This window comes from Nocardioides sp. FY1077 (assembly GCF_058681775.1).
Window position 1 is genome coordinate 519,371 of the sequence record NZ_JBZWDB010000001.1, and the last position, 19,030, is coordinate 538,400.

General features: G+C 69.4%; 16 protein-coding genes and 3 tRNA genes. 7 read left to right on the forward strand and 12 right to left on the reverse strand.

All coding sequences use genetic code 11. From position 1 onward, the window contains the following. Positions 1-131 precede the first annotated feature (131 nt). Positions 132-782: an HIRAN domain-containing protein gene (locus tag AC4OR8_RS02460; protein ID WP_492163985.1), complete on the reverse strand. Its 651-nt coding sequence runs from the start codon at positions 780-782 to the stop codon at positions 132-134. A gap of 1,084 nt (positions 783-1,866) precedes the next feature. Here AC4OR8_RS02460 and AC4OR8_RS02465 point away from each other — a divergent pair. Genes AC4OR8_RS02465 through AC4OR8_RS02475 form a run of 3 tightly spaced genes read left to right on the forward strand, consistent with a single transcriptional unit; the run spans position 1,867 to position 5,539 of the window. Further along, on the forward strand, positions 1,867-3,660 hold the full coding sequence (locus AC4OR8_RS02465) for a hypothetical protein (RefSeq protein WP_492163986.1): 1,794 nt from the start codon (positions 1,867-1,869) through the stop codon (positions 3,658-3,660). Then, positions 3,657-4,823, forward strand: coding sequence for a tyrosine-type recombinase/integrase (locus AC4OR8_RS02470; RefSeq protein ID WP_492163987.1), 1,167 nt, complete (start codon positions 3,657-3,659; stop codon positions 4,821-4,823). Before AC4OR8_RS02465 ends, AC4OR8_RS02470 begins: the two co-directional genes overlap by 4 nt. A gap of 35 nt (positions 4,824-4,858) precedes the next feature. Then, entirely contained in the window at positions 4,859-5,539 is a 681-nt protein-coding gene (locus AC4OR8_RS02475) for a DUF3841 domain-containing protein (protein WP_492163988.1), read from the forward strand. A 629-nt stretch (positions 5,540-6,168) separates the two neighbouring features. Here the strand turns inward: AC4OR8_RS02475 and AC4OR8_RS02480 are convergent. Further along, positions 6,169-7,269, reverse strand: coding sequence for an ImmA/IrrE family metallo-endopeptidase (locus AC4OR8_RS02480; RefSeq protein WP_492163989.1), 1,101 nt, complete (start codon positions 7,267-7,269; stop codon positions 6,169-6,171). Next, positions 7,266-8,018 (reverse strand): hypothetical protein, encoded by a 753-nt coding sequence (locus AC4OR8_RS02485; RefSeq protein WP_492163990.1) that lies wholly within the window; start codon positions 8,016-8,018, stop codon positions 7,266-7,268. The genes AC4OR8_RS02480 and AC4OR8_RS02485 overlap by 4 nt, the downstream gene beginning before the upstream one ends. A 281-nt stretch (positions 8,019-8,299) precedes the next feature. Between AC4OR8_RS02485 and AC4OR8_RS02490 the strand changes: the two genes are divergently transcribed. Next, positions 8,300-9,004 carry a hypothetical protein gene (locus tag AC4OR8_RS02490; protein ID WP_492163991.1) on the forward strand — a complete coding sequence of 235 codons (705 nt, stop codon included), beginning with the start codon at positions 8,300-8,302 and terminating at the stop codon, positions 9,002-9,004. 277 nt (positions 9,005-9,281) lie between these two features. Here the strand turns inward: AC4OR8_RS02490 and AC4OR8_RS02495 are convergent, their stop codons facing one another. The 3 genes from AC4OR8_RS02495 to AC4OR8_RS02505 form a co-directional block, all read right to left on the reverse strand. After that, a complete protein-coding gene (locus AC4OR8_RS02495) occupies positions 9,282-10,457 on the reverse strand; it encodes a competence protein CoiA family protein (RefSeq protein WP_492163992.1) in 1,176 nt (391 codons plus the stop codon). A gap of 1,028 nt (positions 10,458-11,485) precedes the next feature. Continuing rightward, positions 11,486-11,558: transfer RNA gene (locus tag AC4OR8_RS02500), tRNA-Arg, on the reverse strand. 91 nt (positions 11,559-11,649) lie between these two features. After that, entirely contained in the window at positions 11,650-13,488 is a 1,839-nt protein-coding gene (locus AC4OR8_RS02505) for a phosphoenolpyruvate carboxykinase (GTP) (protein WP_492163993.1), read from the reverse strand. Between the two features lie 309 nt (positions 13,489-13,797). Here AC4OR8_RS02505 and AC4OR8_RS02510 point away from each other — a divergent pair, with 309 nt between their 5' ends. Beyond that, positions 13,798-14,841, forward strand: coding sequence for a LuxR family transcriptional regulator (locus AC4OR8_RS02510; protein ID WP_492163994.1), 1,044 nt, complete (start codon positions 13,798-13,800; stop codon positions 14,839-14,841). 162 nt (positions 14,842-15,003) lie between these two features. Here AC4OR8_RS02510 and AC4OR8_RS02515 read toward each other — a convergent pair whose 3' ends face one another. The 3 genes from AC4OR8_RS02515 to AC4OR8_RS02525 all read right to left on the reverse strand — a co-directional run bounded on the left by AC4OR8_RS02515 (position 15,004) and on the right by AC4OR8_RS02525 (position 16,023). Next, the gene (locus AC4OR8_RS02515) at positions 15,004-15,135 is read right to left on the reverse strand and encodes a hypothetical protein (protein WP_492163995.1); all 132 of its coding nucleotides are present in this window, start codon (positions 15,133-15,135) and stop codon (positions 15,004-15,006) included. Between the two features lie 193 nt (positions 15,136-15,328). Continuing rightward, a tRNA-Ser gene (locus AC4OR8_RS02520) sits at positions 15,329-15,419 on the reverse strand. Positions 15,420-15,531: 112 nt separating this feature from the next. Beyond that, the gene (locus AC4OR8_RS02525; protein ID WP_492163996.1) at positions 15,532-16,023 is read right to left on the reverse strand and encodes a hypothetical protein; all 492 of its coding nucleotides are present in this window, start codon (positions 16,021-16,023) and stop codon (positions 15,532-15,534) included. Between the two features lie 84 nt (positions 16,024-16,107). Between AC4OR8_RS02525 and AC4OR8_RS02530 the strand changes: the two genes are divergently transcribed. Then, a tRNA-Ser gene (locus AC4OR8_RS02530) sits at positions 16,108-16,195 on the forward strand. A gap of 28 nt (positions 16,196-16,223) precedes the next feature. Here the strand turns inward: AC4OR8_RS02530 and AC4OR8_RS02535 are convergent. The 3 genes from AC4OR8_RS02535 to AC4OR8_RS02545 all read right to left on the reverse strand — a co-directional run bounded on the left by AC4OR8_RS02535 (position 16,224) and on the right by AC4OR8_RS02545 (position 18,351). Beyond that, entirely contained in the window at positions 16,224-16,457 is a 234-nt protein-coding gene (locus AC4OR8_RS02535; protein ID WP_492163997.1) for a biotin/lipoyl-binding carrier protein, read from the reverse strand. 83 nt (positions 16,458-16,540) lie between these two features. Further along, the gene (locus AC4OR8_RS02540; RefSeq protein WP_492163998.1) at positions 16,541-17,551 is read right to left on the reverse strand and encodes a hypothetical protein; all 1,011 of its coding nucleotides are present in this window, start codon (positions 17,549-17,551) and stop codon (positions 16,541-16,543) included. An 11-nt stretch (positions 17,552-17,562) separates the two neighbouring features. Further along, positions 17,563-18,351 (reverse strand): carbon-nitrogen hydrolase family protein, encoded by a 789-nt coding sequence (locus tag AC4OR8_RS02545; protein ID WP_492163999.1) that lies wholly within the window; start codon positions 18,349-18,351, stop codon positions 17,563-17,565. Positions 18,352-18,409: 58 nt separating this feature from the next. Between AC4OR8_RS02545 and mobA the strand changes: the two genes are divergently transcribed. Continuing rightward, positions 18,410-19,030 carry a molybdenum cofactor guanylyltransferase gene (gene mobA / locus AC4OR8_RS02550; protein WP_492164000.1) on the forward strand — a complete coding sequence of 207 codons (621 nt, stop codon included), beginning with the start codon at positions 18,410-18,412 and terminating at the stop codon, positions 19,028-19,030.

Consider the following 19,030-nt stretch of genomic DNA (forward strand, 5'->3'; position numbering starts at 1 on the left):
ACTCTGGTGCGGGCTTCGGCGAACGAGTACCGGGGCATGTCCCCGGCGCGCCGTGCCGGATCGAACTCCTGGACGACCTTGTGCGACGGATGCCCGCGGCCGGACTGACGTAGACCGACCCATGCGCGCAACTACCGCAACGCGATGCCGGTGTCGTCGAGTAGGTGTCTCATCAGCCGGCGTTCGGCTGCCAGCACGTACGGCACCAGCCCCGTGACGCCTGGTGGAGAGCCGCGCAGACTTAGGGCGACAACGTCGGCTCTAGCGTCGATCAGCGGCGCCAGCCGTTTCGCGTTCAGCTTGTTGACATACCCGACGGGGGCGCGGCCGCCCCAGGCGTAGACGGCCAGAGCGTTGGGATCGAACTCGTTCGTTGGCTCGCGCACCAAGCGTAGTTGCCGACCTGGCGACAGGTCACCCTGGCGCTCCGCGGCCTCGTAGTGGCTGGTTCCTCTAACCGAGAATGAGTAAATCCCCACCTTGTACGCGAAGGGGCTCTTCGGGTTGATCAGTCCCGCGGTTGACGCCAGGACCAGTTGGTCGTGGACCCTCACGAGTTTGCATGTGGGCAGTCCGTCGTTGCCAGGTGTGAGCGCGGCGCGTTCCTGCTCTCGTGGGAGGTATTCGCTTCTTCGAAGGGTGTCCGCACAGAAGTGCGAGTCGATCTCCTCACCGTCTGCTTCGTCCGCGACGACGGCTTTGGCGGACAGGTGCGCTTCAGTCTCAGCGGCTGCTGCCACCCGGTCGATCTCCAGTGCCGTGTCCGCGGCGAGACGTTGCATTTCTACGGCTAGTTCGGCGGCCAGATGATGGCCAACCTGCACACCTCCGGCCGCCGGTTGGTGGGCTGAAGGCGGATCCTCTCGAAAGGAATCTACGCTTGCCAGCTCAAGGTTTGGGTCCGCGTTGACCGCCAGTTCCCCCGGCGTCACCTTCGAGCCGGCGCTGCGTCTAAAACGGCCGAAGACTATCGGCCGCACACGTAGTCCGGCGTTGGTACAAACGTGACGACGGGAGCCATCCCGAGAGAATACGCGCGATGAGGCGCCACTTTACCCGACCGACGAGCGACCCCTGGCCAGAGCTCCTACCCGCGGCCCGCCCGCCGACGGCGCCGCGGACAGCCGCACTCGGACTGCGCTCCTTGGATACCAGCAGTGACCGTAGCGACCAACGACCTCTCGCCCCACATCACACGGCCGGGCAACGCTTCCCATGCGTCGGCCGCGCGGCGCGATGCGCTCATGTAACACAGGCAACGCGTGCGTGCACGCACGCGCGTAACAACCCCCAACAACCACAACAACTGCCGAAGGTTCGTGCATGACGGGCATGAGTCGGCGACCGCTCTGACCTTGCGGGCGCCAGTCGGTGGCCGGCCGCCGGGTGAGTCTCCGACCTTCCTCCACCCCGCGTCCTCGTTCGAGACTGCTCTGCCTCGTTGCGGTGGTGAATGCGGCTGGAGTCAGAGGCGTCATGCCTATACCTGCTCTTCTATCTGTCCGACGCGGCGCGGCACGGCGCGCCGGTAGTAGGTCGAGGCCAGTTCATCCCGGGTGTTCTCCCGGCTGGCAGCCGCTCGAGGCCGGCGGGCCGCCTGGCAACATGCCCCGACTGCGACCAGTTGATGCGGACGGCCTGACAGTCCAGGTACGGCGGGTGAGGCCGCGGAACGGGCATCGGCATCCTGTCCTGCCCTTCAGCGCGCGCGTGCCCGGGACAGTCAGCCGCACCTCTAAGGGGGCGTGTGTTGGCTGACTGTCCCAGCGATGCGCGGTCCGCATCAGCGGCGCACCTCGCCACTGCCTGACGCCAACCATTGTTAGCACGAGACGCTAGATGGCTCCGCGTCATGGGATGCGCGCCATGCACACCACCCCGACCCACACAGCCGACAACTACGACCTCCAGGTCTCGATCATCGAGGCACTGAACGACTCCGATGGACGAATGCTGGTCCGCCCCGTTCTGCCCGGCAACGACGCCGGCGATCTCGCATACTTCGATGCAACGGTGGCGCGGGCCGCCTACGCCGTGCCCCTGGCGTTCCATGGACGCTTCCAATGCGTCGCTCTCGACTTCGATGTCAAGAAGGGAGGCACCGCCGCGGTGTGGCGTGACGCCACGGCCGCCGCCAAGATGCTGAATGAAGCTGGCCTCCACTGCCTCATGACCCGGAGCGGACCCGAGGGCGGGGTGCACGTGTGGCTCAAGGTCAGTACACCCGGAGCTCAAGCGCGGGTAGTCCATGACCTGGCAATGGGCCTCGCGGGGCTGTTGCCCACCCTCGACACCTCGCCCGTCCTTAACCCCAAGCAAGGCGCAGTCAGGCCGCCGCTCGCTCCGCATCGTTCTGGCAGTGGCGCATCTACTGTGCTAGGGGATGTCACGTCGGCCGGGGCGCTGTTCGCACTTGGCAACGATCCAGACCACCTGATCGCCTTGGCTAACGCTCTCCGCACGAAGTCTTCCAAGCCCCAGCCGCTGATCACGGGCTCCGAGTCGCAATCGACCCGTACCCCGGCGGGCCCGGCTATGCGCACGTACCCCTCCGGATCGGAGGAGATCCGAGCGCTGGCTGTCACGGCGGTGAACCGGGGCGATGACTTTGCCGGGTTCCGGTCAGCGGTTGTCTCGAGCGAGTCCGAGCTAGTACGGGCCGCAATGGTCAAGCGACGGGCGCGGGCGCAACAGTTCCTGCAGCGAGAATGGCGAAGCGCCAGAGTATTCGTCGCCGCTAACCCACTGGCGGTGACGACGTCTTCGAGCGGGTACGAGGACGCTGCGATCCTGGATCGGGCCCGCACCGCCCTCAACGCTGTTCGATCGGAGCTGTCACCCTCGGCGTACCGGGTCATGACGGTCCTCATCAGCACTGGGCAGCACCTCGACTCGCCGCGCCGCCTGGTGGGGATGTCCGTCCGGCAGGCGGCAAAGGATGCTGGCTTGTCGAAGAGTGAGGCGAGTCGCGCGCTCGACCACCTACTGGCTGACAATTTGTTGAGTGTTGCGGGCGACGCTGCAGGCGCTTCGAGCAGGCGGTTTCGTGTCGAGGACCCGACCGAGTGGGCTCGCGAGGTTCCCGGCACCGTCACGAGCGTGTGTGCATTGGGCTCGAGGTCACCGGCCCTCGAACTTGCGCGAGATATGTCCGCCGGCAGTTGGACCCATCGCGCCCTTGGAGAGGCGACGCGACGCGTCTACGAGACCCTCGCTCTCTGTCCTGAGGGGTCGACTACAACACAACTGGCAGACAGCCTGCGTCTCACCCCGTCCACCATCCGACGCCACCTCGCGAAACTTCAGGACGTCGCACTAGCGACAACGGAGGGAGGAAAGTGGAAGGCCGAGCAACGGGCCGATCAGGACGTCCTGTGGGACCTAGGGATGGCGACCTTGCTGGCGGACCAGGAGGCCCGACTGGAATGTGAGCGGCGCGAGTATCGATGCCGGCTCGTCCGTGATCGGCTGAGGCGAGCGGGCCTAGAACCCGTACCCGCCTTCGTGTCCTACGAGCACGCGCACGAGTTCTACCAGGCCGCTGCGGCACCGATTCATAGACAGGCCGAGGCTTCGGCGCTTGGAATGTCGCCTGTGAGAACCACGACGTCGACCGTGACACCCGTTGCCGGTGTCGAGATCACCTCGGTAGCGGCATGACCACGCAAAAGCTGAAAGACGGCATCATCAAGCGCGGCAATACCTACTCGTACGTCATTCGGGTGCGCAACCCGGCCACCGGCGAGTCCAAGCCCGTGTGGAAGGGCGGCTTCGCTACGCGGGCCGCTGCTGTCGCTGAGCGCGACCGACAGCGCGTCGCCGTGAGAAATGGGGGGCACATCGAACGGAGCAATCTGACCCTGAGCGAGTTTCTGCGCGGCTGGGTCGACACTATCGACGTTAAGCCCAAGACTCGGGAGGGTTACCGCTACCACGTTGAGCACTACGTCCTCCCGCGTATGGGCGGCACCTTGCTGCAGGACGTGCGACCGGCCACGCTAACCGGCCTGTACGCCAGTCTTCGCGAGTCCGGCGGTCGTAACGACGGTGCTCTTGGGTGGCGATCGGTGCAGGCGGTTCACCGCACGCTGAGCAGCGCTCTCCGCTCGGCATTTATGGCGCAGGTCATCGGGAGCAACCCGGCCGAGCGGGCCGTGCTTCCTCCAAGGCCTCGGGCGACGACGCGCGACGAGCAGCAGTCCGAGGCGCACCGCGTCTTCACCCCGACCCAGGTCAGAACATTCCTCGCGAGCGCGAACACGCACCGGCTCGGCGCCCTGTTCCACCTCGCCCTGTACACCGGTGCCCGCCGCGGCGAACTGCTGTACCTGCGTTGGGAAGACATCGACATCGAGGCGCACCGGATTCACATCCGCGGCACGAGGTCCTTCGCTGGCGGCTCTGTAGTAGAAGGCACCCCGAAGGGCGGCCGCGGCAGGGTCGTGAGCATCGACGCCGCAACCGTGCTCCGCCTCAGAGCACACAAGGCGGAGCAGGCCGCCGAGCGACTTGCGGCCGGTGAGCTATGGAGCGGCAACGGGGCATACCTCTTCACCACCCGAGCCGGGCAACCTATCCACCTCGATACGCCCTCGAAGCTGATGCCGACCCTTTGTCGCAACGCCGGGCTCCCACGGCTCCGCTTCCACGACCTCCGGCACACGCACGCGACAATCCTCCTCAGCGCGAACCGCCCGCCTCACGAGGTGGCCGACCGCCTCGGTCACGGCGATGCGACCGTGACGATGAAGGTCTACGCCAAGGTTCTGCAGGAACGCGCGCAAGGACTGGGGGACGTCTTCGCTGCGGCAATGGGTGACTAGGGTCGCTGCGGACGTTCGGTGGAGAACGAGCGGAGGTGGACCACATTCGATCCGGCCCGAAGACGCCCGCGGCGCGCCCGGTAGCTCGATGGCGAGCCGTCCCCCGCCGTTGGTCAACCCCACTGGACGCTCCCGCCCTCGGACTCATCACTATTCAGAATCAGGCAGCTCTCAAGCAGCTGATTGAGACCGGAACCCTTCGTACCCCGCCATCGTGCCGCGAGGAAGCCTTCGCCGACGCCTACCGGTGGATGGACGATGCGATGCGACGGCGCCTGCCGACGAGTGGCGAGACGGCTGTATGGCTGTGGGCGAGGACGTCCCGCTCGTCCATCAGGGCGAATCTGCGCCATGCGAGCGGGGACGACGTCGTCATCACCGCAGTCGTCCCGCGACACCACGTCCTGCTCTCGCACTTCGGCGACTGGCACCAGGTATTGAACCGTCAGTACAACACCCCACCACACCCCGGCGAGGGCATCGAGGAATGGTGGGCTCGCGCCGAGCCAGCGCTCGACAGATTCAACGCCCGTGTGGACGCAGCCGGTCTGGGCTGCGTCGCGTTGCACGAGTGGCCCGACGACATGCGCACGGAGATCGAGCGGAGCTGGGAAAGCATCTTCGACCCCCGCACGTGGTCGCTTGGGGAGGACATACAGGCGACGGTTCACGAACTGCTGTTAGAGCACGTCACTCGAGTTCGACGCCTCCGCTGATGCATGAGCGCCCCGGGTGCCGGTGATTGCTGCCGGACGGCGAAGTGGCCGCTTGTGCGAGAGATGCCACTCACTAGAAGAGGCCTACGATCGCAACTAGAAGCGCGAGCACACCGAGCGCCAGGCTTACGGCGGACACGAACTCAACGATCCAGCGCGTTCGCCCCACCGAGGCTCCGGTCAGATCGCCGCCGGCGGGGCGGTCGACCTGGGCCCGCTCACCGGAGGCGTTGAAATAGGCAGAACGTCGTTGCCCTGCGCAGTGTTGTTGGTGACACCGCAGCGGGTGCTGCCGTCATCGGCGGGGTCCCTCTTGGGGTCGGCGTCGTGGCTGACGGTGCCGTCGGCGGTGACGGGGTCGAGTTCGGCGGGTTCCCCGCTAGACCACCGATTGCCCTGGACCGCGTCGCCGTCGATGTCGGACTCAAGGCGCCTCGTGAGCGCCTCCCTAGCGCTCGCGCGATGAGAAGTAGAAGCGGTAGGGGCGGCTGCGCCTCTACGTTCCTAGCGCTCGCGCGATGAGAAGTAGAAGCGGTAGGGGCGGCTGCGCCTCTACGTTACGCGGCCAAGCGGCCCGCATAAGACGCCCGGATACGACTTTGCGGCGCGGAGTCATGCTGGCCCGCGCGCTAACTGCCTAGGGACAGCCGCGGCTTCTCCTCGGCGCTCGCCCGCAACACCAGCTCTGCAGGCTCCCCGACCAGACCACCGGCACCCATGACTGCGTCCACGTCGATACCTGCGTCGAGCATGACTTTCCGCGCGAGCCCCATCAGCTGCGGTGCTTCAGCGGCACCTAGGTCGCCTGGTTCGGGGCGCCCCCATAGTGAGAGTTGCTGGTTCGCCCGGCGATATGATGCCTCTGACAAGACGCCGAGGTAGTGAGCGCGGTACACGAGCGCTCGCAGGCTGACCCCCCATTCGCGCTTCAGGTCCTGGAACCTTGCCCAGTCGATGCGGCGCGGTAGCCGGTCAATGATCTGTTTGCGGGGCATCAGCAGTTCGGCCGCGTAGCGGTTGGCCTGTTCTTCAACCAACTTCGACCCTGGCTCGACATCTGGATGCAGTAGCAGATGGCCGAACTCATGGGCCGCGTCGAACCGTCCGCGCGCCCTGTCGGCCTTGTCAGAGGCCAGCAAGACGATCGGCTGACTCCCGGCGTCCGAGGAGAAAGCGCTGACTCTGCGGTCGGTCTCTGGGGGCAAACGAACGACCAGCACGCCATTGGTCTCGAGCAGACGCACAACGGACGGCAGCGGCCCCTCCGCGATACCCCAATGCTCCCGCGTGTGCTTCGCGGCGTCCTCAATACAGGACTCGGTGAGATGCGCGGGAAGCGTGACCACTGGGAGGTTCCGGCGCGGAAACTCGACGTAGCCCGCCATCAGGTCGGCCGTCGCCAAACACAGCTCGCCAAAGGCGAGAGCTTGCTCCCTGCTTGAGGCTGGCGTGGAACGTAGCGAGCGAAAGTGGGCGCTGCTTGCCGGGAGCGGCTCGACGGCACGGCCAGCCCCTAGGAACTCCTTAGGAACGCCGAGCCGAAGCGCGAGCTCGGCGACTAGAGCAGCACTGGGTCGAACACTTTTCTCGTACTGGCCGATCGCTGTTGGACTCACTCCGACCGAACGTGCCAACTCGGCCTTCGTCATGCGCCGGAGGCGACGAGCCACCTGCAGACGGTTGCCATCGAAGTTCGGAACGCCGGCAGTTCCGCGCGGGTTCAACGTCATTGCAGATTCTCCCACGCTTCACGCGGCTTGAGAGTGACTGTCAGGGGCGGCACCGCACGGGCCTCAGGGCTGGTCCCGTCCGCGGCCGGGACCTTTGCCTCGGCGAGCGGGGCCGCACTGAACTCGTCGAACCACAACTGCTGCGCCGCGATCACCGGGACTTCGCCCCACACTGGAACACCCAACCACGCCGCAGTCAGTGCCTCAGTCGCCTCACCGGCGAAGATGAGAAGGAAGTCGCGTACAGCCCCGCACCTTGCTGCAGGGTCCTCGAAGAGCGGAACATCCCCCAGGTGGCCGCTGCGGTAGTCACCGAGGGCGGCCGAGTTCCGGTCAGCCATCTCCGCCCTGAGGCGACTGCGCCCGTCCCACCTCCCTAGCTCGTATAGGCGCAGATCGCGCCCGTGCTCATAGGGAGTCTTCATCACCGAGACATGAGCACCGTTGAAGTTCAAGGCGAACGCGTTGCCCGACAGCGCCACCGTCAGTCCGTCAATGTGCCAGTGAGACTCCTGAGGTTCGCGCTCGTCGTGCAAGAAACGACGTTCGGCGCGCGTGATGAAGTTCTGATGTGTTTGCAGCCCCAGCGACATCGCGGTGTCACCGAGCTCGTCAGGCTCGTGTCGAGCGATGTTGGCAGACCACACCGTTGCGAACAGGTCATGGCAGGCAGCCAATACGCCAGCGCGTCTGAGCTCGCCCGACATCGTAGTGACGTCCTCGTACGCGCGTGACTCAGCAAGATCCATGCCCCCAGTGAAGCACAACCGCCTAATGCGAAGTGGCCACTCCGACCTCATTGCGCACTTTGGGACTGAAAGTGAAGAACGGGCCTTGTGGGCGTCAGCACAGCGTGAGACCGTGGCAGGAAGCGCAAGAGGCCCAGCCTGGGTCTCCAGGCCGAGCCTCCTGCATCCGTTGCTACCGGAATGCCTGAGGTTAGTTGGTTCACAGCGTCCTGAACAGGTCAGGTGCGGCCAGCGACACGGCTCTGGACAGAACCTTGTGCCCAGAAATGGAGGTAGGCGTCATGCCTACTGAGATCACCACTGACCTCCAGGTCAGCTGGCAGTCCGTCAACGTCGACGTCGAATCGGTTGCCCCGGTGCGGCAGTTCGGGGCGGAGTCCTACGACGTCGCGAACAGCACCATCACGGCAAAGGTCGATGTGCCCGAGGACGGAACCTACGGCCTGGTCCTCGCCATGCAGACCGAGGAGGACACGTCCGCCTTCGTCCGTTGCGTGTCGGCGAGTGACGAGGACTTCGACACGACCGCGACGTTCAGTCGCGTGCCCAAGGGGCGGGCCAGCATCCTCCAGCCGGTGCTCGTGAAGGCGGGGATCCCGCTCGAGGACGACCTCAAGGCGCAGCTTGAGCGCGAGGCCGGCAGGTACAAAGTGGCCGACATCAAGTTGCCGGCTGGCCCTCAGGTCCTGCGCATCCACGCCAGCCAGAAGTTGGTGCCGATCGACGAGACCAACAAGCGCTACCAGTTCACGGTCTACGCCCCGCAGCTCAGCCTGGCGCCGACGAGCAACGTTCGACTCGGCGTCACGGTGGTGTTCCCGATGGACTTCAACGCCACTGTGGACGCTCCCGTCGTTGAGGCGCTGCCTGGTCAGCCGGCGGTCACCACCGACGCGCAGACCGACAACACCGCCGGTGTGCAGCGGGTTCTGGGGTGGGCGTTCCACGCCGACCCGAAGATCACCATCACCTACACCTACGCCTGATCTGGCTGCAGCCGCGTGAACGGTGGCCCCGGACCCCCCTAGGCCCGGGGCCACCTGCATTCGCCGAACAAGTCCGCGGCGCCGCCGCGCAGATCCCCCGCCGGGGGTCGTAGATGGTCTCCAACCGTTTGAACCGACCCAATGGTCAGACGGTCGGTTCTGGCTGCTCGGCCTGCGTGACTTCGGATGTAGGTCGCTCGCAGGTCATGGTCACCTTGGTCCGATCCTTCAGCGGGTCGTCGTAAGCCGTGTGCATCGCAGGCCGCGCGAAGGCCGGTTAGCCGGGGGGCCGGCGCCACCGCTCGACGCCGAGGTGGTCGTAACGGTCGAGGAGACCGGCCGCCGCGAGCGCGTCAACGATCCGTGGGCTGGCCGGTGCGTCCGCAGGGCGCAGCATGGTCACGGGTCCGCTGGCGTAGAGCACCTTCACGACATATGCCAGCAGTTTGGCGGCGCACTGGTCGGATGCGTCGAGGTGGTCGGCCCATCCCCAACCCTCGACCGGTTCCCAGCTCGCGTGTTCTGGGAAGACGCTACGAAACCAGCTCAGTGTGCCGTATCTACCTCCCCACGCGCTCTGGGTGGCTGCCGCTGGAGGGAGGGCTGGCTGAGGCGGCGGCGCGGATACGGCTGCAGCACGCCGGTCAGCGTCACGACGCGCCGCCGCGGCCCGGGCTGCAGCTTCTCCTCGTGCCGCGGCAACGTCATCGAGCGCCGCATCGAGGGTTGGTGTCCAGAAGCCGGTCGAGTGCAACTGACATTCCCCTAGGGCAGACCAGGCCTCACCCAGTTCGGTGGCCACACCGATTTCCAACTCGGCAACGTCGTGGGGCCCGCGTAGTCCCGCACCGGCGGTCTCCGGTGAGCGCAGCAAGAGGGCGTGATGCCGGTGTGCGCGTTCGGTCGCCGCGGCGCTCTCGGCCAGGGGGCCGTAGAGCCAGGTGACATGGTCAACCTGGTTGCGGTAGCGCTGGTCGCGCTCAAGCCAGGACTCATCGCTGATCGGTGACAGCTGGACCTCGATGGTCTGCGGGCGACCGTCCACGACGACGTGGAGGTCCGCTCGACCGTCGGGCCCAAAATCGTGCTCGATAGTGGCACTGAGGTGCTGATCGGCCAGCCACGCCACGAGAGCCAGTTGAATGTTCAGGTGAGCGTACGAGCGGCTGGCGCGGGCACTATCGGTTGCGAGAGAGCAATCGCCCGCGCCGTTACGGTGGCGGAAGTGGGCCACGTTGATGGGCCCAGCCGCAACCAGGAGTTCGCCGCCGCACCCCTGGGCCTGCGTGCTGCACCAGAAGCGGCCGTCGTGGCGCACCTTGACCCTTCGCGCCTCGTCCCGGCTGTCGGGTAGTTCGACGCTTTGCGAGCCGTTAGGGCCGTCGACAACGGCATTGGCGAGGTCACGGCGCGACCGCGTCCGTTGGAGTACAGCCGTCTGCTGCTGGGTCATACCTGGGCAGTATGACCGGGCCCACCGACAGTGGTGGGGCGCCCGAATGCGTCACTTGTTCGGTTCGTAGGGGCCCCAAAGGGGCGGAGCGAGATGAGCGAACATGCGGGCAAACCTCAAACCCGGCTCTGCGACGTAGAGTCTGTTTGCCGACCCGACCCACATATCTGGACAGACGGCTGACTGTTTCTACAACCGGGTACAGGGTCTGGCCCGGATTCACGAGTACGTCTCCGAGGGAGCACGCCGCGATCCTCGCCGACGCCGTCTCCAGCTCTACACCGCGGTCGTCCACACCGCCCAGCTCCGCGCCTATAAGTCCACCGGCGGTTGGGATCGGCAGGGTTGGCACGCCGCGGTGCAGGTCGCGCAGCTGGTCGGCGCCGCCCCCATCGTCTCCCTCGACCCCGACCCGCCCGCCCACCCGCTCGCAGCGTGCTCTCAACCTCTGCGCCGACTTCGCTCACGATGCGCAAAGGTGTCGAGCTGGCCGCGAAGACCGCCCAGATCACCGGTGGCAAGGGTCGTGACGCCGCCCTCTACGCGGTCGGCCGCCAAGTCACCTTTCAGCGAGCCACTCGACGGCCACCCGTGCGCCGACGGGGCAGTGTCTGAAGAGGACTTGACGAATCTCCTGTCCCCTGGGAGTACGGCCCGCCGCAGGTGACCACCGCCGCTCAGCGCAGCTGCACCGCACCTGCGCCACCGGTGGCGTCTCATCCGGACCTGGCCGTGCCGGTGGCCGCGCGGGACGACTGGGCCAGCACAATGTCGTAGCAGCCAGCCGCGATCCGCCAGCGGTCAGCGGTCACCGACGGTGCCCCATTGAGGAGGCGCGGCCGACGAGCCGATACGTGATCGTTCGAATCACGCGCTGATCATTGAGTCCCGGTAGAAGGGCCTCGAGACCGGTTCATGGCGGCTCTGGCTCAGCCCGGTTAGCAAACCGTTAGCATCAGCGCCCCGCCGCCGGAACCGAAACGGCCCCCGACCCAGTGGAACACCAGGTCAGGGGCCTTTACGGCTTGTGCGCCTGTAGGGATTCGAACCCCAAACCTTCTGATCCGTAGTCAGATGCTCTATCCGTTGAGCTACAGGCGCGGGTCGTGCGGTCCGGCGGGCCGGTGCGACGACTGGTCGAGGATAGCCGACCGGGCTCCGAGGTCGAAATCGGGCCCGGTCGGCTGCGGCGTCAGGCGCCGGCGGCGTCCTCGAGGTCCTGGGCGACCCGGCGGTGGGCCTCCCAGATGGCCTCGGGCAGGCCCTCGAACTGCTGGAGGTGCTCCTCGCGGAAGCCCATCTCCTGGCGCCAGCGGTCGACGTCGATGTCGAGGATGCGGGCCAGCTCGTCGGCGGGCAGGTCGAGGCCGGTGAGGTCGAGCTCCTCGGCGGTGGGCAGCACGCCGACCGGCGTACGGCGCCCGGTCACCTCGCCGGCGGCGTAGCGCACCAGCCACAGCAGCGGGCGGAGGTTCTCGCGGTAGCCGGGCCAAAGGAAGTGGCCGTCCTCGGCGCGCTGGAACCAGTTGACGTGCGCGAAGACCGGCTGGTGCTTCGCCGCCCCGATGATCTTCAGCCAGTGCGCGGCGTAGTCGGCCTCGGCGTAGGCCATGAACGGCCGCATCGACATCGGGTCGTAGCGCAGCTGGCCGTCGAGGCCGTCGGCGGCGAAGGTCGCCTCGGCGCCCAGCGTCAGGCCGTCGTACACGCCCTCGGCGAGGTCGTCGATCGCGCGCACCAGCGGTTCGCGGTCACGGGTGCGTCCGCCGAAGATGATCGCGTCCACCGGCACGCCGGCGGGGTCCTCGAAGTCGGAGGCGACGTTCGGCACGTTGGCCAGCGTCGTGGTGAACCGGCTGTTGGGGTGGGCCCACGGGGAGTCGTCGCCGGCCTCGCGGTCGGAGATCTTCTCGCCCTTCCAGTCCTCCCACCCGGCGAGGTCGGTCGGGGGCTGCTTGGTCTTGCCCTCCCACCACACCTCCTCGGTGTCGCGGTTGTAGGCGACGTTGGTGAAGATCGCGCCGCTGCCGGGCTTGATGGAGTCCAGCGCGGTGGGGTTGGTGAGCTCGTTGGTGTCCTTGGCGACGCCGAACACGCCGTTCTCGGGGTTCATCGCGTAGACCCGGCCGTCGTCGCCGACCCACAGCCACGCGATGTCGTCGCCGTAGAAGTCGACGTGGTAGCGGTCGCCCATGGCGTCAGGGGCCAGCGTCATCGCCAGGTTGGTCTTGCCCGAGGCCGACGGGAAGCCGCCGCACACGTGGTACTTCTTGCCGGTCTCCTTGTCGGTGATGCCCAGGAGCATGAACTGCTCGGCCAGGAACTTCCCCGACGCGCGGCCGTCGTAGCAGGCCTGGCGCAGACCGTGGGCGATCTTGCCGAGCAGCGCGTTGCCGCCGTACGACGAGCCGAAGTGCAGGATCGTGCGCTGGTCGGCGACCGTGACGAAGTAGCGCTGGTCCTCCGGGGTGCCCTGGCCGAGGTTCTCCAGGTCACCGGTGACGTGCACGGCGCGCACGAACGTGTCGGGGTCGGCGAGGTTGTCGAGGTGGGCGGTGCCGACGCGGGCCATCCGGATCATCTGCAGCACGACCGGGCGGTTGTCGGTCAGCTCCACGCCGGCGGCGTACGCCTCGAGCGGCGAGCCGGGGGGTGCCATCAGGTAGGGGATGACGTACATCGTCTTGCCGCGCGACTGCCCGCGCATGCGCTCGAGCTGGCTGGAGGTCATCTCCTCGGCGTCGCGCCAGTTGTTGTAGACGCCCTTGTCCTCGGGCTTGCTGGTCGCCACGATCGTGCGCTCCTCGGAGCGCGCAGTGTCCTTGAAGTAGCTGCGCGAGTAGTACAGCCCCTCACCGGCGGGCATCAGCTCGCTGGCCTCGAGCGCCTCGGCCACCAGCCGTGCGTCGTCGCCGGCCTCCACCACCTCGATGTGGTCGGGCTCGGTCACCCCCGCCCAGTACGCGACGTACTCGCGGACGCGCGGGTTCTTCAGACCCGCTTCGTCGAGAACCTTTTCCACATCGACCATGTCAGTATTCGCCTTTCGAGGATCTGCTTGGCGGGCACGCTATCCACCGTTCGTGCTGGTCACGAAGCCAGGGCCGTTGGATCGATCCACAACGAAACCGGCACGTCCGGCCCCCGTTCTCGGCTGGATCGATCCAATTCCCGCCGGGCAAAACCTCGGCCATCATCGCGCCCCCACGGGGCGCACGGGGCCTCCGCGACGTCGCCTGTGTCATCATCCGAGCACTCGGGACCCGCGCCCGGCGACGCCCGCCGGACCGCGGGGGCAGACCACCCCAGGCACACCCCGCACCCCAGGCAGGAGGCCCTCGTGGCGGCGTTCGGACCCGAGCAGCGGGCGCTCTTCGAGCAGGAGTGCCTCGCGCTGTACGACGTCGTCGTGGCCGCCGCCGGCCTCCCCGACGACGACCCCCGCCTGGCCGCCGATGCGCCGACCCGGCCGGCCTTCGACCTGCTCGTCGAGCTCGGCCTGGTCGGCCGCGACCACGAGAGCGGCGCGTGGCTGGCCGAGGACCCCGCCGCGGTGCAGTCGCGCGTCGTCGGCCCGCTCAGCACCGAGGGCAGCCGGCTGCTGGAGGAGTCGTCGCAGTGGGCCACCGCCTTCGGCTCGGCGCGCCAGTCGTGGCGCCGGGCGCCCGCCGATGCCGGGCGCGGCCCGTTCACCTACCTGCGCGGCAGTGCGATCGGGCCCTACATCGCCGCGCTGACCGCCGAGACCGAGGAGGAGCTGCTCACCGCGCAGCCGCAGACCGGCCGCGACCCGCAGACCCTCGCCGAGGCCGCCCTGCGCGACACCGCGGCGCTGGCGCGCGGGGTGAAGATGCGCACGCTCTACCAGCACAGCGCGCGGCGCAGCGCCGTCACCCACACCTACGTCGCCGCCGTCGGCGCGCTCGGGGCGCAGGTGCGGACCCTGGACGAGTTCTTCAACCGGATGATCGTCATCGACCGCCGGGTGGTCGTCATCCCCGCCACCGACGACCACACCCTGGCCATCGCGGTGCGCGAGCCGTCGGTGGTCGCCTACCTCGTCGACGTCTTCGAGCGGGCCTGGGAGCGGGCCCGGCCGTTCACCAACCGCGAGACCTCGATGATGAAGGACATCGCCGCCGAGCAGCGGGCGATGACCATCCGCATGCTGATCGAGGGTCATGCCGACCCCGTCTCCGCCAAGCGCCTCGGGGTCAGCCCCCGCACGTACGCCGGCTACGTCGCCGACCTCAAGGAGGAGTACGGCGCCGCCACCCGCTTCCAGCTCGGCCACACGATGGGCAGCCGGGGCGTGGCCGGGTCGCGGGCCGACGACTCCCCCGCCGACTCGCCCGACGACGACGGCGCTGCTGCCGAGGACTGACCCGGCTCGGCCCAGAACCCGTCGAGGACAGCGACCCGGGGGAATCGCTGTCCTCGAGGGAGAGACGGGCCGTGGGCCGGCACTGGGACCGGACAAGTCGGCGTCCGTCGGGTCCCCGTCTCACAAGGGGGTCGCGGCGACCTGCGCCGCGAGGGGTGCGCCTCAGCGCGGGGCGGAGCAGCCGCCGCAGCCCCAGCTGGTGTCGGCCTGGGCCGGGGCGGAGGTGAGGCCGACGAGACCGACGCTCAGGGCGGTGGCGGCGAGGGTGACGGCGAGCTTGCGGGCGAGCTTCATGGCGGAGTCCTTGTCCTCAGGGGCCCACGGTTCGGATCGGCCCGTGGTCCCATCCTCGCCCCGGCCGAGCCTCGCGCACGCGCTCGAGCTGGCTCAGAAACTCGCATTGCACAGACACGCAGTCGGCCCGGCCTGGACAGCGGGGCCACGAGCCGCACGACCCCCGGGCGAGGACTCGCGCGGGGGTCGTGGCTGGCGGAGGCGGCGGGATTTGAACCCGCGAGAGGGTTCAACCCTCAACCCGCTTAGCAGGCGGGCGCACTAGGCCACTATGCGACGCCTCCCCGTGCAGCGAGCACAGGCTACAAGCAGGCGCGCTCGGGGGACCAATCAGGTCGAGACCGGGCGACGCACGCCGGTCGGCGCGGGAGTCAGTGCGGGGGTCAGCGGGCGGGGTCAGCCCGCGGGGCGGTCGCGCTCGTCGAGACGGCGCAGGCCCCGGCCGCGGTCGAGGCGCTGCTGCATCTCCCGCACGAACTGCTCGCGGTCGACGGCGAGCGCCTGCACCGGGATCGTGGTGGTGCCGCCGCCCCGCAGGTGCAGCACCAGGCACGGGATGCCGCGCGGCGACGACGTCGCGGCGCTCTCCACGTCGCGCCAGGCCGCGGCCGTGACACCGGCTCCGCGCACGAGCCGCACGCGGTAGCCGTCGTCCTCGGCGCGCAGGACGTAGGCGCGCGAGCGCAGCCACCAGCCCAGCGCCAGCACCCCGACGACGCCGAGCACCAGCGGCACGAACAGCAGGTCGCCCGACAGCCCGGCCAGCGCGACCAGCGCGGTGGCCGCGAACATCACCACCGCCAGCACCACCAGCGCCGCGCCCACGAAGCGCGCGGACATCGCCGGGTCCATCCGGTAGTCGTGCGGGGTGGGCAGGGGCGGGGCCATGCCTCGATCGTCCCACGCGCCCGGTGCTCGTAGACTGCGCGGGTCGCACCCCCCGGGCCTGCCGGCCGGGGCCGGGCGCGGCACGGAGGGGTGCCGGAGCGGCCGATCGGAACCGCCTTGAAAGCGGTCGTAGGGAGACCTACCGCGGGTTCGAATCCCGCCCCCTCTGCCAGCAGCACCCCGTCAGGGCGCAGACGGGGTCAGCCGAGGCGCAGCGCGACGAGCAGGTCGCCCTCCTGGACGACGTCGCCCGGGCTCACCGCCACCTTGGTGACCTCGCCGGCGCGCTCGGCGATCACCGGGATCTCCATCTTCATCGACTCCAGCAGCACCACGGTGTCGCCGGTCTCCACCCGCTCGCCGGGCGCCACGGCGATGGACAGCACGTTGGCCACCATCTCGGCGAGGATCTCCGTCACCTGTTCACGAGCCACACCGCGAACCTAGCCGTTACCGACGCGTACGCCGGCACGCGGGACGCCACGCGGCCTCCACCCGCGGTGCGCAGCCGCCGGCCTCAGAGGAGCGGGCGGGTGCGCGACGGCTCCGGGCGCACCGCCGCGAGCTCCTCGGCGCGACGGGCGCGCGAGCCGCGGGGGCCGGTGAGCGCGAGGTCGACCCGGATCACGACCACGCCGATGACCAGCCCGACGAGCGCGCCGTACCCGACCGACAGCCCGGCCTCCACCAGCGAGGTCGTCGGGTTCATCAGCGCGGTGGTCACCGGGGCCGTCGCGGCCACGCCGAAGGCGCAGATCCACCAGCCCTGACGGCGCCGGGCGCGCATGTGGCAGCCCCACGCCAGGGCCGGCACGCCGAGCAGGGCCTCGATCGGGCGCGGGAAGGCGCCCAGGTTCTCGCGGGTCCAGCGCACGCCGTCCAGCGAGCCGTCGACCACCCCGCCGGGGCCGTAGCGGCGCAGCAGCTCGGCGTAGGCCAGCGTCACCGCCAGCAGCAGGCCGCCGACCACCACGCCGACCAGACCGCGCCGGCCGAGCCCGTGGAGCCCGGCGCCGAGGCGGTGCACCAGCACGAATGCGCCGACCACCGACAGCGCGAGCACCGTGTACTCGAAGCGCACCTGCGTGATCGCGGGCTCGAAGCCGAGCATGGCCAGGGCGCCACCGACGGCGACCAGCAGCGCCACCACCACCTCGCGGGCGGCGTGCGCGATGCGGCGCGCCGGGACGGTGACCATCACCCCCAGCACCGACGCCACCGCGCAGGTCAGCACGGCCGCGCCCGTGCGCAGCCAGTCCTCGTCGACCACCAGCACGGTCACGCCCAGCGCGAGCGCGAGCCCCCCGAACACCACGGGCCGCCCGCCGGTGCGCACCGACAGGGCCCACGCGTAGGCGCTGACCACCGCGACCGAGCCGATGCCCGACTGCAGCCGTGCGCCGAGCGGGCCGACCGGCACCGTCGCGGCCACGAGCGCGGCGAGCCCGACCACCACCACGAGCCACCACAGCGCCAGCGGCAGCGCGGCGAGCGCGCGCGAGCGGGGGCGGGGGCGGTCGGTGGGCACGACCGGAGAGGTTACAGACGACGGTTGGCCAGCGACGGGTTGGTACGACGGGCCCCGGCCACCACGTCGCCGCGCAGCTCGGCGGTGACCAGCTCGGCGCCGTCGCCGGCCTCGGCCACCACGTCGCCCATCGGGTCGACCACCAGGGAGTGGCCGGTGTAGCGGGGCGCGGGCTGGCCCGCGGCGACGACGTACACGGTGTTCTCGATCGCGCGGGCGCGCAGCAGGGTGCGCCAGTGGTCGACCTTGCGGGGCCCGGCGACCCACGCCGCCGGCACCACCAGCACCTGCGCCCCGGCGTCGACGAGCGCGCGGGCGAGCTCGGGGAAGCGCAGGTCGTAGCAGGTCAGCAGACCCACCGGCACGCCGCCGAGGTCGACCACCACCGGGGTGGTGGCGCCGGGGCTGAGGCGGTCGGACTCGCGGTGGCCGAAGGAGTCGTAGAGGTGGATCTTGCGGTAGTCGGCCTGCGCTGCCCCGCGGACCACCAGCGTGTTCCAGGGCCGGACGGGGTCGGGGCCGGTCTCGAACATTCCCGCCACCACCGTGGTGCCCGCCGACGTCGCCACCCGCGCCACCTCGGTGGCGAACGGCCCGTCGGCGGCCTCGGCGTAGGCGCTGACGTCGGAGCCGGCCTCGCCGAAGTCGCGGGCGAACGCCTCCGGCAGCACGACCAGGTCGTGCCCGCCCGGCACCAGCCCCGCCAGCCGGGCGCGGTTGGCGGCGGGCTCCAGCGCCGCGGCCTCCTGCACCAGCGCGACCCGCAGGGTGGTCCAGGTCGGGTCGCCGGTGCTCGTCATGGCCCTGATCATGGCCCTGAGCCTGCCAGCCCGCGCGCCGCGGTGGGAGACTGCGGGCGTGAGCGACCCGCGGCGCGACCCCGACCCGGCCGCCTTCTGCGCCGTCGTGCTGGCCGGTGGCGCGGCCGTCCGGCTCGGCGGGGTCGACAAGGCCGGCGTCGAGCACGACGGGCGCACCCTGCTCGACCACGCCCTCGACGCGCTCGTCGACGCCGACGAGGTGGTCGTGGCGGGAGACCCGGTGCCGACCGAGCGGCCGGTCACGTTCTGCCGGGAGTCGCCGCGCCTCGGCGGGCCGGTGGCGGCGCTGCTCACCGGCCGCGACGCGCTGCTGCGTCGTCCGCGCCTGCTCGGCGTGCTCGCCGTCGACATGCCGCTGGTCGACGCCGGCACCTTCCGGCGGCTGCGCGACGCCCTCGGCCCCGACGGCCATGGCGGCCATGGCGGCCCCGACGGCGCCCGGCTGGTCGGTCCCGACGGGCGCCACCAGCTCGCGCTGGTGCTGCGCACCGACCGGCTCGACGCCGTGCGCCCCGACCACGAGGCGCAGCACGGCATGGCGATGAAGCACCTCCTCGGCCGGCTCGACCTCGCCGCGGTGGCGGCCCGCGGTCGCGAGCACCGCGACGTCGACACCTGGGCCGACCTGCGCGACCTCGCCGAGCCGCAGCAGCCCTGA

Bases quoted from the DNA above. Each gene is read 5' to 3' on its own strand.
- AC4OR8_RS02525 (WP_492163996.1), bottom strand. From the start codon at position 16,023: ATGGCCCCGCCCCTGCCCACCCCGCACGACTACCGGATGGACCCGGCG.
- AC4OR8_RS02480 (WP_492163989.1), bottom strand. From the start codon at position 7,269: ATGACGTTGAACCCGCGCGGAACTGCCGGCGTTCCGAACTTCGATGGC.
- AC4OR8_RS02490 (WP_492163991.1), top strand. From the start codon at position 8,300: ATGCCTACTGAGATCACCACTGACCTCCAGGTCAGCTGGCAGTCCGTC.
- AC4OR8_RS02460 (WP_492163985.1), bottom strand. From the start codon at position 782: ATGCAACGTCTCGCCGCGGACACGGCACTGGAGATCGACCGGGTGGCA.
- AC4OR8_RS02505 (WP_492163993.1), bottom strand. From the start codon at position 13,488: ATGGTCGATGTGGAAAAGGTTCTCGACGAAGCGGGTCTGAAGAACCCG.
- AC4OR8_RS02465 (WP_492163986.1), top strand. From the start codon at position 1,867: ATGCACACCACCCCGACCCACACAGCCGACAACTACGACCTCCAGGTC.
- AC4OR8_RS02495 (WP_492163992.1), bottom strand. From the start codon at position 10,457: ATGACCCAGCAGCAGACGGCTGTACTCCAACGGACGCGGTCGCGCCGT.
- AC4OR8_RS02545 (WP_492163999.1), bottom strand. From the start codon at position 18,351: ATGACGAGCACCGGCGACCCGACCTGGACCACCCTGCGGGTCGCGCTG.
- AC4OR8_RS02515 (WP_492163995.1), bottom strand. From the start codon at position 15,135: ATGAAGCTCGCCCGCAAGCTCGCCGTCACCCTCGCCGCCACCGCCCTG.
- AC4OR8_RS02485 (WP_492163990.1), bottom strand. From the start codon at position 8,018: ATGGATCTTGCTGAGTCACGCGCGTACGAGGACGTCACTACGATGTCG.
- AC4OR8_RS02470 (WP_492163987.1), top strand. From the start codon at position 3,657: ATGACCACGCAAAAGCTGAAAGACGGCATCATCAAGCGCGGCAATACC.